A 15,127-nucleotide genomic window follows, 5' to 3' on the forward strand; every position below is an offset into this window, starting at 1 on the left:
TCATCCTTTTTGGAGATTGATTGATGAGCAACGTACCAGCAGAACTGAAATACAGTAAAGAACACGAATGGTTGCGCAAAGAAGCTGATGGCTCTTACACCGTTGGTATCACCGAACACGCTCAGGAGCTGTTGGGCGATATGGTTTTTGTTGATCTGCCAGAAGTTGGCGCGACTGTCAGCGCAGGCGATGACTGCGCTGTTGCAGAATCCGTAAAAGCGGCTTCCGACATTTATGCGCCGGTGGGCGGTGAAATTGTTGCGGTTAACGACGCGCTCAGTGATTCCCCGGAACTGGTGAACAGCGAGCCATATACCGGTGGCTGGATCTTTAAGATCAAGGCCAGCGATGAAAGCGAAATTGAGTCGCTGCTGGATGCGACTGCATATGAAGCACTGTTAGAAGACGAGTAAATACGCTTCATTCTTCACGTTGCAGGAAGCCGTTGTGTCCTGCAATGTGAATTATTTCGTGTATTCAGGTAAGTAGATACACCTACGATTCACTGCACGTTTCAGGAACCATCGCCCATGACACAGACGTTAAGCCAGCTTGAAAACAGCGGCGCTTTCATTGAACGCCACATCGGACCGGACGCCGCGCAGCAGCAAGAGATGCTGAATGCGGTTGGCGCCGAGTCGTTAAACGCGCTGATCGGCCAGATTGTGCCGAAAGACATTCAGCTTGCAACCCCGCCGCAGGTGGGCGAGGCGGCGACCGAATACGCTGCGCTGGCTGAATTAAAAGCCATTGCCGGACGTAACAAGCGCTTCACGTCATACATTGGCATGGGCTATACCGCCGTGCAATTGCCGCCAGTTATTCTGCGCAACATGCTGGAAAACCCAGGCTGGTACACCGCCTATACGCCGTACCAACCAGAAGTTTCCCAGGGTCGTCTGGAAGCGCTGCTGAACTTCCAGCAGGTCACGCTGGATCTGACCGGTCTGGATATGGCTTCCGCTTCTCTGCTGGATGAAGCCACTGCCGCAGCGGAAGCTATGGCGATGGCAAAACGCGTCAGCAAACTAAAAAATGCCAACCGTTTCTTTGTCGCTTCTGATGTTCATCCGCAAACGCTGGATGTGGTTCGCACCCGTGCGGAAACCTTTGGCTTTGATGTCATTGTTGATGATGCGGCAAAAGCGCTGGATCATCAGGATGTGTTTGGCGTTCTGTTACAACAGGTTGGTACCACCGGTGAAGTTCACGACTACAGCAAACTGATTGCTGAACTGAAATCCCGTAAAGTCGTGGTCAGCGTTGCGGCTGATTTTATGGCGTTAGTGCTGCTGACTGCTCCGGGCAAACAGGGCGCCGACATTGTGTTTGGCTCTGCACAGCGCTTTGGCGTACCGATGGGCTATGGCGGCCCGCATGCGGCATTCTTTGCGGCAAAAGACGAATACAAACGCTCCATGCCAGGCCGTATTATCGGCGTATCGAAAGATGCAGCGGGTAACACTGCTCTGCGTATGGCGATGCAGACTCGCGAACAACATATCCGCCGTGAGAAAGCGAACTCCAACATTTGTACCTCGCAGGTTCTGCTGGCAAACATCGCCAGCCTGTATGCCGTTTATCATGGCCCGGTTGGACTGAAACGCATTGCGAATCGTATCCATCGCCTGACCGATATTCTGGCGGCAGGTCTGCAACAGAAAGGGCTGAAGTTGCGTCACGCACACTACTTCGACACCCTGTGCGTAGAAGTAACCGACAAAGCTGCCGTACTGGCGCGCGCTGAAGCGGCAGAAATCAACCTGCGCAGTGATATTCATAACGCGGTAGGTATTACGCTCGACGAAACCACCACCCGTGAAAATGTCGTGCAGTTGTTCAGTGTCCTGCTGGGCGACAGCCACGGTCTGAACATTGATGCTCTGGATAAAGACGTGGCCCTCGACAGCCGTTCTATTCAGGACAGCATGCTGCGCGATGATGCGATCCTGAGCCATCCGGTATTTAATCGCTACCATAGCGAAACCGAGATGATGCGCTATATGCATTCGCTGGAGCGTAAAGATCTGGCGCTGAACCAGGCGATGATCCCGCTGGGTTCCTGTACCATGAAATTGAACGCTGCCGCCGAGATGATCCCAATTACCTGGCCAGAATTCGCTGAACTGCATCCGTTCTGCCCCCCGGAACAGGCGGAAGGCTACCAGCAAATGATTGGTCAGCTGTCCGACTGGCTGGTAAAACTGACCGGTTATGATGCCGTTTGTATGCAGCCGAACTCCGGTGCACAGGGCGAATATGCGGGCCTGCTGGCTATTCGTCATTATCACGAAAGTCGTAACGAAGGGCATCGTGATATCTGTCTAATCCCGGCCTCTGCTCACGGTACTAACCCTGCTTCCGCGCAGATGGCGGGTATGCAGGTGGTAGTAGTGGCTTGTGATAAAAACGGCAACATCGATCTGGCTGATCTGCGTGCCAAAGCTGAGCAGGCGGGCGAAAACCTCTCCTGCATTATGGTGACCTATCCGTCCACTCACGGCGTCTATGAAGAAACCATCCGTGAAGTGTGTGAGATTGTGCATCAGTATGGCGGTCAGGTTTACCTGGATGGCGCGAACATGAACGCCCAGGTCGGTATCACCTCGCCGGGCTTTATCGGCGCGGATGTATCGCACCTTAACCTGCATAAAACCTTCTGCATTCCGCACGGCGGTGGTGGTCCGGGTATGGGACCAATTGGTGTTAAATCGCACCTCGCACCGTTTGTACCGGGGCACAGTGTTGTACAGATTGAAGGTATGCTCACCCGTCAGGGCGCAGTTTCTGCTGCACCGTTCGGCAGCGCATCTATTCTGCCAATCAGTTGGATGTATATCCGCATGATGGGGGCAGAAGGTCTGAAACAGGCGAGCCAGGTGGCGATTCTGAATGCCAACTACATTGCCAGCCGTCTGAAAGATGCCTATCCGGTACTGTATACCGGCCGCGATGGCCGTGTGGCGCACGAGTGTATTCTCGACATTCGCCCACTGAAAGAAGAAACCGGCATCAGTGAACTGGATATTGCTAAGCGCCTGATCGACTACGGCTTCCATGCGCCGACTATGTCTTTCCCGGTGGCGGGTACGCTGATGGTGGAACCAACGGAGTCTGAAGGTAAAGTGGAACTGGATCGCTTTATTAATGCGATGCTTGCAATCCGCGCAGAGATCGATCGCGTGAAAGCAGGCGAGTGGTCACTGGAAGATAACCCGCTGGTTAACTCTCCGCACACGCAGAACGAACTGGTTGCTGAGTGGAATCACGGTTATAGCCGCGAAATAGCGGTGTTCCCGACAGGTGTTGCGAATAAATACTGGCCGACAGTGAAGCGTCTTGATGACGTTTACGGTGACCGTAATCTGTTCTGCTCCTGCGTGCCGATGAGCGAATATCAGTAATACCTGAGGTATGAACGACAGGCCGGGTAAGCGCATGCGCCACCCGGCTTTTTTATTTCTGGAGAATACGAAATGGCAATCGCATTAGTGACAGGCGGCAGTCGCGGTATTGGGCGCGCCACTGCGCGGCAACTTGCAGAAGAGGGCTACACGGTCGCGGTTAACTTTCACCACAATATTCTTGCCGCAACAGAAGTCGTGAATAGCATTATCGCATCGGGTGGTAAGGCGTTTACCCTGCGGGCAGATATCAGTAATGAAAATCAGGTTATGGCGATGTTTGAAGCCATCGACCGCGAAGGAGAACCACTAACTGCACTGGTGAATAATGCCGGGATTTTGTTTGAACAGAGTACTGTGGAAAACTTATCCGCCGAGCGTATTAATCGTGTACTGGCTACTAACGTCACTGGATATTTCCTCTGTTGTCGGGAGGCCGTAAAGCGGATGTCTTTAAAACATGGTGGTCAGGGTGGGGCAATTGTTAATGTCTCTTCGGCAGCATCGCGGCTTGGCGCCCCTTTTGAGTACGTCGATTATGCTGCGTCGAAAGGGGCGGTAGATACGCTCACCACCGGTCTGGCACTTGAGGTGGCGGCACAGGGGATACGTGTGAATTGCGTGCGTCCTGGCCTTATCTACACCGAAATGCATGCCTCTGGCGGTGAACCAGGCAGAGTTGATCGTGTGAAGTCTATGTTACCGATGCAGCGTGGCGGGCAACCGGAAGAGGTCGCTCAGGCGATCGCCTGGCTGTTAAGTGAGAAAGCATCTTATGTTACGGGGAGTTTTCTGGAGCTGGCAGGAGGGAAGTAATGTGTTCATTGCCGGACGGCGTTGCGCTAATCGGAACACAGGTTCGCAACCCGTTCCGTAGATTTATGCAACGGACTGCCGTTCTCCACAGGTGTTGAACCAGCAGTGCCATGAATTGGTTTTCCTGATAATTTGCATTTACAAGGACGCCATCCAGTATTAGCCCTCTGAGAAAATACCGAATCTGGCGACAGAGATACGGAAGTAAATAAATTCTCTTTCAGCGAAACATATAAACTCTTAAATCGGAATTTGTATCTCAATTTTTCCGCATAATTTCCAGTACATTAAATTCGCTTGGTTTTAAATCCTCTTTGATTTATAGCGTATTAAATTCCATAAGTGATTCAAATGTATTTATTGTGAAGTTATTTCGGTGTTTTTATTTTTCATTTCAGGAAGGAATGATGAAGAGATTAAATTTATTATCATTAATAATATGTTTTGTATCTATGAATTCACTGGGGGCGGAAATAATGGATAAGCCATCACCCCCCAGTAAGTTGTTAGGTGCTCCTGTTAATACAGCAATTTCAGGAGGAGCGTTACTCCCGCAGGGAATGTTACTGACAGCAGTAAACAGTTCATTCCGTGATAAGGATGATCAAATAAAAGGCAGTGGAAGCCCTGATATCTACTCACAAATATGGCTACTTAAAATTCGTTACGGTTTTACTGACAGGCTCGAAGGTGTGACTGTTGGGTCTTATATTAACAATCGACGCGACAATATGTCTCCCGAACACATAGAAGGGTTAGGCGATCAGTCAGTTGGTATGAGTTATGCATTATTGAGCCAGCGGGCGGGGGCGCCATTTTGGCTAACAGTTGGTGGCGCGGTGTTGCTACCGACAGGACAGGATGGAGATAACCATTTACCCGGTAATGGGGCGTGGGGTGCTCGGGCATCAGTTTCTTTAACGACGTTTTTTACCCCGAATATTAAAGGTGATATGGATTTTATATTCCAGGGTCCGTTTGAACGGGGAAATCAGGAGGTTAAACGTGGAAATGAGTTTCAATGGAATACCCAACTCCGCTATATGTGTAGCGAAATGCCGTGGGATATTGGAGTGGAGAGTACATATAGCCATAATGATTCAGGTACCCGGGAACTCTCAACGGGCCATGTGATAAATAATCATTCAGGTACCACCGAGTGGGCTATCGGCCCCTCTTTTAATGTTGCTATTGATTCAATAAATGTATGGCTTGGTTTTGGTTCATTCTTCCCTGTAATGCAAGAAGCCAAATCGGCGACCAAAATGGAAAATGTACGTTGGGAATTTAAAATCGGTAAAACCTGGTGATCTCTTTGTTTACGTACTTACCTGGCATCACGCAGGTAAGTACGTTTTATCCTGTGTGGTTAAAGCTTCTCACCGTTGTTGGCAATTACTTCTTTGTACCAGTTAAAACTCTTCTTGCGCGAACGCGACATGTCGCCGGTACCGTCATCGTGCTTGTTCACGTAGATAAAGCCATAGCGTTTGCTGTATTGGCCGGTCGTGAAAGAGACGCAGTCGATGCAGCCCCACGGCGTGTATCCCATCAGATCCACGCCATCATACGTAACGGCTTTCATCATCTCTTCAACGTGGGCTCGTAGGTAGTCGATACGGTAATCGTCGTTAATGCTGCCGTCTTCTTCTACTTTGTCGTATGCGCCAAAGCCATTTTCTACGATAAACAGGGGTTTTTGATAGCGCTCATATAATTCGCATAAAGCATAGCGCAGACCTACTGGATCAATCTGCCAGCCCCAGTCGGAGGCTTTGACGTGTGGGTTAGGCACGCTGCCTTCGAAACCGGAAATCGCATCTCCGCTGCCGCCTTCCGTTTTCACGGCGTTGGTCATGTAGTAGCTGAAGCCAAGATAATCGCAGGTGCCTTCACGCAGGATCTGCTCATCTCCATCTTCCATTCTGATGGTGAATTCACGACGTTCCCATTCGTTAAGCACATAGGACGGGTAATAGCCGCGAAGTTGAACATCAGTAAAGACATAGCGTTCACGCATTGATTCCTGCGCGAACATCACATCTTCCGGCTTACAGGAGAAAGGATACAGTGGGACCATCGCCAGCATACAACCGACTTTCATTTGTGGATTGATACGACGCGCTGCTTTCACCGCCAGTGCACTGGCAATAAACTGGTGATGCAGTACCTGGTACATGGTTTCTTCCGGATTTTCATGCTCGGTGTACACCACGCCTGAACAGCAATAGCCGAACAATGGAGCGCGCCAGTTACGCTGGTTGTTTATCTCATTGAAGGTCATCCAGTATTTGACCTTATGCTTATAGCGTTCAAAGACGACTTCAGCAAACCGAACAAAGAAATCGACAACTTTGCGGTTGGTCCAGCTACCGTATTGCTGTACCAGATGTAGCGGCATTTCGAAGTGGGAGAGGGTAATGACTGGCTCGATCTTGTACTTAAGCAGTTCATCGAACATGTCGTCGTAGAACTTCAGTCCTTCTTCGTTCGGTTGGGTTTCGTCGCCTTTCGGGAATATACGGGTCCAGGCTATGGATGTACGAAAGCATTTGAAGCCCATTTCGGCAAACAGCTTAATGTCTTCTTTGTAGTGACCGTAAAAATCGACCGCATCATGATTCGGATAGTATTTGCCTGGTACAACGTCCCGGGTGATTTCGCGCGGAACGCCGTGGGCACCGCCGGTGAGTACGTCACAAATGCTGGGCCCTTTGCCGCCTTTGTTCCAGCCGCCTTCAACCTGATGCGCCGCAACCGCGCCGCCCCATAAAAAATCTTTCGGTAAGGTAAGTTTTTTCATCTGCGCTCAGTCTCAAATTAATACAATCTGATTTTGAGTCTAACAAAGGAAAGATAAATGTCACGATATAACAAAATAGCGCCAATGTGATTTGTTACATCAAAAAAACAGATTGTTTTTTTACACTAATTTTTTCGCCAGTTTTCGTCCGAGTGATTCCAGAATATAAATGACGGGGATTTGTGTAGTAATATCATATACGCCCGCAATTCGGGTCTGCGGGACGTGCCAGGAAAGATTAAAGTCAGCCAGCTTCGCCAGTCGTGAGTGTTCATGGCTGGTGACAGAGAGCACTTTACAGTTGTGCAGGCTGAACTGGCTGGCGAAACGCAGGATCTCTTCTGTTTCACCGGAAACGGAAAGGACGATTGCCAGTGCGTTTCGGGCCATATCATTGGTAACCGGGAAATAAGGATCATCAATATGGTTGCTGAATTTTCCTACATTAGAGAAAAAACGAGCACCATATTTTGCTAAGGCTCCTGAGGTACCTGCGCCAACAAATATAATACGTTCGGAAGATAATATAATATCGACAGCTTGATTGAGTAGATTATCAAACTCGTCGTTATTCACGCCTTTAAAGAAGCTGATAATTTCGCTGGCACCAAAATTACTCTGTTGTGGTTCATTCTGTTCTAAATATAATTTAAAGCGTACGCGGAACTCCGAGTAACCTTCACACTTCAGTTTGCGACAAAAGCGCAGTACGGTGGTGGTGGAGACTCCAGCAGCGTCGGCCAGTTCGCGGATGGTCATGTACATGACTTTGTCACGGTTCTTGATGACATAGTTGTAGACCAGCATCTCAAGATTGTTGAGACTGGCGATGGCGGCGTGGGAGAACATACTCACAATGGCAAAACTCACTCATCAGACTTCATTTACAGGGATAATAACATGCAGCCAAATGACATCACTTTTTTTCAGCGTTTCCAGGATGACATTCTGGCCGGACGCAAAACAATCACTATACGCGATGAGTCCGAATCACATTTCAAAACGGGCGACATCCTGCGAGTTGGGCGCTTCGAAGATGACGGCTATTTCTGCACTATCGAAGTTGTCGGTACATCGACTATCACACTTGATACGCTGACGGAAAAACATGCCCGGCAGGAAAATATGACGCTTGATGAGCTTAAGCGCGTGATTGCAGAGATCTATCCGCATCAAACGCAATTTTATGTGATTGATTTTAAATGCCTTTGAGTATTTTGGTACGGCTGTTAGCTGAAAAATAAAAACTAATTATATGATTTATATTAATTATTTATTATCTGGTAAATATTTTAGCTAACAGGTGTTCACTGGAACCATTCTCAGTTACGCTAGAGGCGCAATCACGAAAGTGTTCGTTTCTCCGGAGTAACTTATGGTTCAGAAACCATTAATCGCGCAGGGATATTCGCTGGCTGAGGAAATAGCCAACAGCATCAGTCACGGTATCGGGCTGGTGTTTGGGATCGTTGGACTGGTGCTGTTGCTGGTTCAGGCGGTGGATACCAATGCCAGCGCTATGGCCATTACCAGCTATAGCCTGTATGGCGGCAGTATGATCCTGCTGTTCCTCGCCTCAACCTTGTATCACGCGGTTCCGCATCAGAGAGCGAAGGTCTGGCTGAAAAAATTCGACCACTGCGCTATTTATCTGCTGATCGCCGGGACCTATACGCCATTTCTGCTGGTGGGCCTGGATTCACCGCTGGCGCGAGGGCTGATGGTTGTTATCTGGAGCCTTGCTCTGCTCGGTATTTTGTTCAAACTGACCATCGCCCACCGGTTTAAGATCCTGTCTCTGGTGACCTACCTGACAATGGGCTGGCTATCACTGATTGTGGTATATCAACTGGCGATAAAACTGGCGGTAGGCGGCGTGACGTTGTTGGCGGTTGGCGGTGTGATTTATTCGTTGGGCGTCATTTTCTACGTCTGCAAACGTATCCCATACAACCATGCTATCTGGCACGGGTTTGTGCTGGGGGGCAGCGTTTGCCACTTCCTGGCAATTTACTTGTACGTGGGGCAGGCTTAATGCCGGATGGCCGCTAACGCCACATCTGGCCTACGGGATAGTAGGCCATAAGTCTGCGTGCCAGCAGGCATTATTCTTTTATTCTTCCAGCGAATACGGCAGCGGTACAATATGCAATGTTTTGGCGTCGTCACGAACGCGGAACACGCTGTCGGCTTCCATGTCGTTATTCATCACAACCTGTACCAACAACTGACCATCTGCCAGTTGCACCGCAGCGAGAACGGTACCCGTACGGCGCCAGTTTTCACCCATTTTTAGTTCCAGGTCTTCACCGGCTTCCGGCACCCGACTGGCGGCGCCTGCCAGCGACCAAAGCGCGCGTTTGTTGGCGCCGCGGAATTTCGCACGGGCGACCATCTCCTGGCCGGTATAACAGCCTTTTTTAAAGCTGATCCCACCCAGAGCCTGTAGATTAGTAGCCTGCGGAATAAACTGCCCGCTGTTGACGGAATCAATCACCGCAATTCCTGCTTCGATATCCAGCGCCAGCCACTGTTGACTGTTATTTAACTCTGCTTCGCCGCGAAGTTTCTCGACGAGCATTTCTGCCGTTGCGACATCGACGATCAGCAGGAAACGTTCGGCTGGATGTTCGAACCATAATACCGTGGATGTGCCTTCGGTAATTACCTGTTTATCGCTGCCCGGTAGTTCATTAAAGAGGCCGGTCAGCGCTGCACGTGCCTGGAACCCAGCGACGCCCAGCAGAACGCGCTCGTCGTCAGGGGCAATCACCACTTTGGAGAAAACGGCGTATTTTTTCAGCTCAGTAAGCTGAGTGTCGCGCAGACTGCGGCGTTCAAGCCACGCAAATCCGTCACCGTGACGGAACAAACGTAGGTTGCTCCACATTTTGCCTTTGGCATCACAATGAGCTGCCAGCACATGCTGGTGCTCGGTCAACTGGCTGACATCCGCAGTGACTTGACCCTGAATATACTTCTCACTGTCGGCACCCGTAATGGTGGCGAGAGCCCAGTCATCAAGCGTCATCAGCGTCAGAGGCAAACGAGTTGACGCACAAGGCTGGCGAGGAGGAAAAGATGTAAAAGCCATAATAATGTCCTGATTTGCTTAACGCAGTAATAATGACTAATGGTAAAAGAGCTATAGCCCATTGCAAGCGGTTTAAACACCCTATTTGTGCCATATATTAAGCTTTGCGAAGAGACATCCAAAAATGGTGAACCCTTTAACTTAATGTGGTTTTATTTTGCGTTCGTGCTTCCGATTACTGATATTCCCGCAAAAGAGCGTGAAAAACACGTTACAATAGCCGAGTACTTCGTTTTCGTGAGACAGAGAGAAGAACATGGATATTAACAACAAAGCACGTATTCATTGGGCATGCCGTCGCGGCATGCGTGAGTTGGACATTTCAATTATGCCGTTTTTCGAACACGAGTATGACAACTTGAGTGACGACGAAAAACGGATCTTTATCCGTCTGCTGGAATGTGATGACCCGGATTTATTTAATTGGTTGATGAATCATGGGAAACCGGCTGATCCACAGCTGGAGCAGATGGTACGGCTCATCCAGACACGGAATCGGGAACGTGGTCCAGTGGCAATCTGATTTACGCGTTTCATGGCGCGCACAGTGGCTTTCGTTACTTATTCACGGGCTGGTCGCGGTGCTTATTTTATTGATGCCCTGGCCATTGAGCTACACCCCATTATGGCTGGTGTTGCTCTCTCTTGTAGTGTTCGACAGCGTGCGCAGCCAGCGTCGTATTAACGCCTGTCAGGGAGAGATCAGACTCTTGATGGATGGTCGTCTACGCTGGCAAGGGCAAGAGTGGACTATCGTCAGCGCACCCTGGATGATTAAAACAGGCATGATGTTGCGATTGCGTTCAGAGGCCGGAAAACGTCAGCATCTGTGGCTGGCGGCGGACAGTATGGATGACGCTGAGTGGCGGGATTTACGGCGGTTAATGTTGCAACAGGCGCCGCAGAAATAACACTGACGGTAAGGCTACAGACCTTAACCGTCAGTCAGAAGCAACTCAGGACCAGTGCTCGGCCATTTCTCCGAGAATTTGTTCACACCAGGCCTGGATACGTTCATCGCTGAGATCGTACTGGTTGGTTTCATCCAACGCTAAACCAACAAACAACTGCCCATCGGCAATGACGGGTTTATCGCTGGTGAATTCATAGCCCTCTGTTGGCCAATAGCCGACAAACTTTACGCCTTTGGTGACGAGTTTATCATGCAGCATACCCAGCGCATCCAGGAACCATTCGCCGTACCCCAGTTGATCTCCCATGCCGTAAAGCGCGACAATTTTGCCTTCCAGGTTGAGGTTATCCAACTGATCCCAGACCGCTTCCCAGTCCTCCTGAATTTCACCGAAATCCCAGGTTGGGATACCCAAAATGAGCACGTCGTACTGCTCCATTAAGGTCGGGGAATCATCCTTGAGGTTGTGTAATGTCACCAGCTCGGGACCAAGGATATCGCGGATTTTTTCTGCTGCCATTTCGGTGTAGCACGTGCTGGAACCGTAAAAAAGACCCATGTTCATTACGTAAACATCTCAATTCTGCTGTAGCGTTGCGGGTAGTGTATCAGAATCGCCGCAATCGCGGCACAATGAGGCATAATGCATCAAAAGTGAGAATGATATAAGGGGCGCGAGTGGAACAGGATCTGGCGCGCATCGAGCAATTTCTTGATGCCCTGTGGCTGGAACGAAATCTGGCGGAGAATACGTTAAGTGCGTATCGTCGCGATCTGACCATGCTTGTCGAATGGCTACACCATCGTGGTGTATCGTTGGCGACAGCGCAAAGTGATGACCTGCAGGCACTGCTGGCCGAGCGGATGGATGGCGGGTATAAAGCCACCAGTTCCGCGCGATTATTGAGTGCAATGCGGCGTTTTTTTCAGCATTTGTACCGCGAAAAATTTCGCGACGATGATCCCAGCGCCTCGCTCGCCTCACCTAAACTGCCGCAGCGTCTGCCGAAAGATCTCAGTGAAGCACAGGTAGAACGGTTGTTGCAGGCTCCGCTGATTGAACAGCCGCTGGAGCTACGTGATAAAGCCATGCTGGAAGTATTGTATGCGACGGGTTTGCGCGTTTCAGAACTGGTGGGGCTGACAATGAGTGATGTTAGCTTACGTCAGGGCGTGGTGCGCGTGATCGGTAAAGGTAACAAAGAGCGGCTCGTACCACTGGGTGAAGAGGCTGTGTACTGGCTGGAAACTTATCTGGAACATGGTCGTCCGTGGTTGCTGAATGGCGTCTCGATTGACGTGTTATTTCCCAGCCAGCGTGCACAACAAATGACCCGTCAGACCTTTTGGCATCGTATTAAACACTATGCTGTGTTAGCGGGGATAGACAGCGAAAAGCTGTCACCACATGTGTTGCGGCATGCTTTTGCTACGCATTTGCTCAACCATGGCGCTGACTTGCGCGTGGTGCAGATGCTGCTTGGGCATAGCGATCTCTCAACCACACAGATTTATACTCATGTCGCAACGGAGCGCTTGCGTCAATTACATCAACAGCATCACCCGCGAGCGTGAGTGCTGACAGGAAAGGATAGGTTATGAAAAAACGTTTTATGATGCTCACCCTGCTGGCTACGGCGTTTTCAGGCATGGTGCATGCAGACGATGCGGCGATTCGCCAGTCATTAACTAAGCTGGGCGTACAAAGCACCGAAATTCAGCCCGCCCCAGTTGCGGGAATGAAAACCGTACTGACCAACAGTGGTGTGCTGTACGTCACTGAAGACGGTAAGCATATTATTCAGGGACCGATGTACGACGTAAGTGGCGCAAGTCCGGTGAACGTCACCAATCAGCTGCTGATGAAACATCTGAACGCGCTGGAAAAAGAGATGATCGTCTATAAAGCGCCGCAGGAAAAACACGTTATCACCATTTTCACCGACATCACCTGCGGCTACTGCCACAAGCTGCATGAAGAGATGAAAGACTACAATGCGCTGGGGATCACCGTGCGCTATCTGGCCTTCCCGCGTCAGGGACTGGAGAGCCAGGCCGAGCAGGACATGAAGTCTATCTGGTGCGCGCAAGACAAAAACAAAGCCTTTGATGATGCTATGGCAGGCAAGAGTGTGAAACCGGCGACCTGCGATGTGGATATTGCTAACCATTACGCGCTGGGCGTGCAGTTTGGCGTGAGTGGAACTCCGGCGATTGTCCTGAGCAACGGCTATGTTGTTCCAGGCTACCAGGGACCAAAAGAGATGAAAGCGTTCCTGGATGCGCACCAAAAACAGACCAGCGGTAAATAATTCGCGTGAAACAACAGATACAACTTCGTCGACGTGAAGCCGACGAGACAGCCGAACTGCCTGCAGAATTACCGCCTTTGCTACGTCGTTTGTACGCCAGTCGTGGTGTACGCAGTGCCCAGGAGCTTGAGCGTAGCGTGAAAGGGATGTTGCCGTGGCAGCATTTGAACGGCGTCGAAAAAGCGGTTGAGATCCTCTATAACGCATTTCGCGAGGGAACTCGCATTATTGTAGTGGGGGATTTCGACGCTGATGGCGCGACCAGTACGGCGCTGAGCATCCTGGCTATGCGTGCATTAGGCTGTAGCAACATTGACTACCTGGTGCCCAACCGCTTTGAAGACGGTTATGGTTTAAGCCCGGAAGTGGTGGATCAGGCTCATGCCCGGGGCGCCCAACTGATTGTGACTGTCGACAATGGCATCTCCTCCCACGCTGGTGTTGAACATGCCAGAACGTTGAAGATACCGGTGGTGGTGACCGATCACCACCTGCCTGGAGATACCCTGCCGGATGCAGAAGCCATCATCAACCCTAACCTGCACGACTGTGAATTCCCGTCGAAATCGCTGGCGGGTGTTGGTGTTGCCTTTTACCTGATGCTGGCACTGCGCACCTTCCTGCGTGATAAAGGTTGGTTTGATGAACGCGGTATCGCACCACCAAACCTGGCGGATTTGCTTGATCTGGTGGCATTAGGCACGGTTGCCGACGTTGTGCCGTTGGACGCGAATAACCGCATCCTGACGTGGCAAGGGTTAAGCCGTATTCGCGCAGGAAAATGTCGTCCTGGTATTAAGGCGCTGCTTGAGATTTCGAACCGCGATCCGCAAAAGCTGGCCGCCAGCGATTTAGGTTTTGCGCTGGGTCCACGCCTGAATGCGGCTGGTCGGTTGGATGATATGTCCGTCGGTGTTGCACTATTGCTGTGCGATAACATTGGCGAGGCGCGAGTGCTTGCCAATGAACTGGATGCACTCAACCAGACGCGAAAAGAAATTGAGCAGGGTATGCAGACGGAAGCGCTGACGTTGTGCGAGAAGCTTGAGCGTAGTCGTGAGGCGTTGCCCGGTGGATTGGCAATGTATCATCCTGAGTGGCATCAGGGTGTGGTAGGGATTCTGGCATCGCGCATAAAAGAGCGTTTTCATCGTCCGGTAATCGCCTTTGCTCCTGCCGGTGACGGCACGCTTAAAGGTTCTGGTCGGTCAATTCAGGGACTGCACATGCGTGATGCGCTGGAGCGGCTGGATACTCTCTATCCGGGCATGATCCTTAAGTTTGGCGGCCACGCTATGGCGGCTGGTTTATCGCTGGAGGAAGCACAGTTTGAACGTTTCCAGCAGCGCTTTGGTGAGCTGGTGACTGAATGGCTCGACCCAGCTTTACTGCAGGGGGAAGTCGTGTCGGATGGCCCGTTGAGTGCAGCGGAAATGACCATGGAGGTCGCGCAAATGTTGCGTGATGCCGGACCGTGGGGACAAATGTTCCCGGAGCCGCTGTTTGACGGGCGTTTTCGCTTGCTTCAGCAACGCCTGGTCGGCGAGCGTCATTTGAAGGTGATGGTGGAACCCGTTGACGGAGGGCCACTGCTCGACGGTATTGCGTTTAATGTTGATACCAGTTGCTGGCCGGACAACGGCGTTCGTGAAGTTACGCTTGCCTATAAGCTGGATATCAACGAGTTTCGCGGTAACCGAAGCCTGCAAATCATCATCGATAATATCTGGCCAATTTAGCGTCATCTTCTCTATAAAAAAGAGCGTGGATTGGGTACAATCCCGC

Annotated in this window: 15 protein-coding genes; 11 read left to right on the forward strand and 4 right to left on the reverse strand. The window is 50.7% G+C overall.

All coding sequences use genetic code 11. From position 1 onward, the window contains the following. Positions 1 to 23: 23 nt before the first annotated feature. The 4 genes from gcvH to OGY01_RS15470 all read left to right on the forward strand — a co-directional run bounded on the left by gcvH (position 24) and on the right by OGY01_RS15470 (position 5,530). Positions 24 to 413 carry a glycine cleavage system protein GcvH gene (gene gcvH, locus OGY01_RS15455; protein ID WP_045447282.1) on the forward strand — a complete coding sequence of 130 codons (390 nt, stop codon included), beginning with the start codon at positions 24 to 26 and terminating at the stop codon, positions 411 to 413. A gap of 117 nt (positions 414 to 530) precedes the next feature. Next, positions 531 to 3,404 carry an aminomethyl-transferring glycine dehydrogenase gene (gcvP, locus tag OGY01_RS15460; RefSeq protein ID WP_048220595.1) on the forward strand — a complete coding sequence of 958 codons (2,874 nt, stop codon included), beginning with the start codon at positions 531 to 533 and terminating at the stop codon, positions 3,402 to 3,404. Between the two features lie 72 nt (positions 3,405 to 3,476). Further along, positions 3,477 to 4,220, forward strand: coding sequence for an SDR family oxidoreductase (locus tag OGY01_RS15465; RefSeq protein ID WP_045447275.1), 744 nt, complete (start codon positions 3,477 to 3,479; stop codon positions 4,218 to 4,220). Positions 4,221 to 4,627: 407 nt separating this feature from the next. After that, a complete protein-coding gene (locus OGY01_RS15470) occupies positions 4,628 to 5,530 on the forward strand; it encodes a transporter (RefSeq protein WP_286493398.1) in 903 nt (300 codons plus the stop codon). 59 nt (positions 5,531 to 5,589) lie between these two features. Here the strand turns inward: OGY01_RS15470 and bglA are convergent, their stop codons facing one another. Then, positions 5,590 to 7,023 (reverse strand): 6-phospho-beta-glucosidase BglA, encoded by a 1,434-nt coding sequence (gene bglA, locus OGY01_RS15475; protein ID WP_286493309.1) that lies wholly within the window; start codon positions 7,021 to 7,023, stop codon positions 5,590 to 5,592. Positions 7,024 to 7,143: 120 nt separating this feature from the next. Further along, complete coding sequence (locus OGY01_RS15480; protein ID WP_045449772.1) at positions 7,144 to 7,872, reverse strand: MurR/RpiR family transcriptional regulator; 729 nt, start codon at positions 7,870 to 7,872, stop codon at positions 7,144 to 7,146. A gap of 51 nt (positions 7,873 to 7,923) precedes the next feature. On the opposite strand from OGY01_RS15480, the gene yqfB reads away from it, so the two are divergent. Then, entirely contained in the window at positions 7,924 to 8,235 is a 312-nt protein-coding gene (gene yqfB, locus OGY01_RS15485; protein WP_045447266.1) for a N(4)-acetylcytidine aminohydrolase, read from the forward strand. Between the two features lie 163 nt (positions 8,236 to 8,398). Further along, on the forward strand, positions 8,399 to 9,058 hold the full coding sequence (gene trhA / locus OGY01_RS15490) for a PAQR family membrane homeostasis protein TrhA (RefSeq protein WP_045447262.1): 660 nt from the start codon (positions 8,399 to 8,401) through the stop codon (positions 9,056 to 9,058). A gap of 78 nt (positions 9,059 to 9,136) precedes the next feature. Here the strand turns inward: trhA and ygfZ are convergent, their stop codons facing one another. Further along, positions 9,137 to 10,117 carry a tRNA-modifying protein YgfZ gene (gene ygfZ, locus OGY01_RS15495; protein WP_045447259.1) on the reverse strand — a complete coding sequence of 327 codons (981 nt, stop codon included), beginning with the start codon at positions 10,115 to 10,117 and terminating at the stop codon, positions 9,137 to 9,139. Positions 10,118 to 10,373: 256 nt separating this feature from the next. On the opposite strand from ygfZ, the gene sdhE reads away from it, so the two are divergent. Next, positions 10,374 to 10,640: an FAD assembly factor SdhE gene (sdhE, locus tag OGY01_RS15500; protein ID WP_045447256.1), complete on the forward strand. Its 267-nt coding sequence runs from the start codon at positions 10,374 to 10,376 to the stop codon at positions 10,638 to 10,640. Then, entirely contained in the window at positions 10,621 to 11,028 is a 408-nt protein-coding gene (locus OGY01_RS15505; protein WP_045447253.1) for a protein YgfX, read from the forward strand. The genes sdhE and OGY01_RS15505 overlap by 20 nt, the downstream gene beginning before the upstream one ends. A 45-nt stretch (positions 11,029 to 11,073) precedes the next feature. Here the strand turns inward: OGY01_RS15505 and fldB are convergent, their stop codons facing one another. Further along, positions 11,074 to 11,595 carry a flavodoxin FldB gene (gene fldB, locus OGY01_RS15510; protein WP_045447250.1) on the reverse strand — a complete coding sequence of 174 codons (522 nt, stop codon included), beginning with the start codon at positions 11,593 to 11,595 and terminating at the stop codon, positions 11,074 to 11,076. Positions 11,596 to 11,708: 113 nt separating this feature from the next. On the opposite strand from fldB, the gene xerD reads away from it, so the two are divergent. Genes xerD through recJ form a run of 3 tightly spaced genes read left to right on the forward strand, consistent with a single transcriptional unit; the run spans position 11,709 to position 15,081 of the window. Next, entirely contained in the window at positions 11,709 to 12,605 is an 897-nt protein-coding gene (gene xerD, locus OGY01_RS15515) for a site-specific tyrosine recombinase XerD (protein ID WP_045447247.1), read from the forward strand. Positions 12,606 to 12,628: 23 nt separating this feature from the next. Next, the gene (dsbC, locus tag OGY01_RS15520) at positions 12,629 to 13,342 is read left to right on the forward strand and encodes a bifunctional protein-disulfide isomerase/oxidoreductase DsbC (protein WP_045447244.1); all 714 of its coding nucleotides are present in this window, start codon (positions 12,629 to 12,631) and stop codon (positions 13,340 to 13,342) included. A gap of 5 nt (positions 13,343 to 13,347) precedes the next feature. Beyond that, a complete protein-coding gene (recJ, locus tag OGY01_RS15525) occupies positions 13,348 to 15,081 on the forward strand; it encodes a single-stranded-DNA-specific exonuclease RecJ (RefSeq protein ID WP_200009962.1) in 1,734 nt (577 codons plus the stop codon). Positions 15,082 to 15,127: the final 46 nt, after the last annotated feature.

The sequence above is a fragment of the Citrobacter sp. Cm038 genome, assembly GCF_030333105.1.
GTDB lineage: Bacteria > Pseudomonadota > Gammaproteobacteria > Enterobacterales > Enterobacteriaceae > Citrobacter > Citrobacter murliniae.

Coding starts and splice junctions, on each gene's coding strand:
- gcvH (WP_045447282.1), top strand. CDS start 24: ATGAGCAACGTACCAGCAGAACTGAAATACAGTAAAGAACACGAATGG.
- gcvP (WP_048220595.1), top strand. CDS start 531: ATGACACAGACGTTAAGCCAGCTTGAAAACAGCGGCGCTTTCATTGAA.
- OGY01_RS15465 (WP_045447275.1), top strand. CDS start 3,477: ATGGCAATCGCATTAGTGACAGGCGGCAGTCGCGGTATTGGGCGCGCC.
- OGY01_RS15470 (WP_286493398.1), top strand. CDS start 4,628: ATGAAGAGATTAAATTTATTATCATTAATAATATGTTTTGTATCTATG.
- bglA (WP_286493309.1), bottom strand. CDS start 7,023: ATGAAAAAACTTACCTTACCGAAAGATTTTTTATGGGGCGGCGCGGTT.
- OGY01_RS15480 (WP_045449772.1), bottom strand. CDS start 7,872: ATGTTCTCCCACGCCGCCATCGCCAGTCTCAACAATCTTGAGATGCTG.
- yqfB (WP_045447266.1), top strand. CDS start 7,924: ATGCAGCCAAATGACATCACTTTTTTTCAGCGTTTCCAGGATGACATT.
- trhA (WP_045447262.1), top strand. CDS start 8,399: ATGGTTCAGAAACCATTAATCGCGCAGGGATATTCGCTGGCTGAGGAA.
- ygfZ (WP_045447259.1), bottom strand. CDS start 10,117: ATGGCTTTTACATCTTTTCCTCCTCGCCAGCCTTGTGCGTCAACTCGT.
- sdhE (WP_045447256.1), top strand. CDS start 10,374: ATGGATATTAACAACAAAGCACGTATTCATTGGGCATGCCGTCGCGGC.
- fldB (WP_045447250.1), bottom strand. CDS start 11,595: ATGAACATGGGTCTTTTTTACGGTTCCAGCACGTGCTACACCGAAATG.
- dsbC (WP_045447244.1), top strand. CDS start 12,629: ATGAAAAAACGTTTTATGATGCTCACCCTGCTGGCTACGGCGTTTTCA.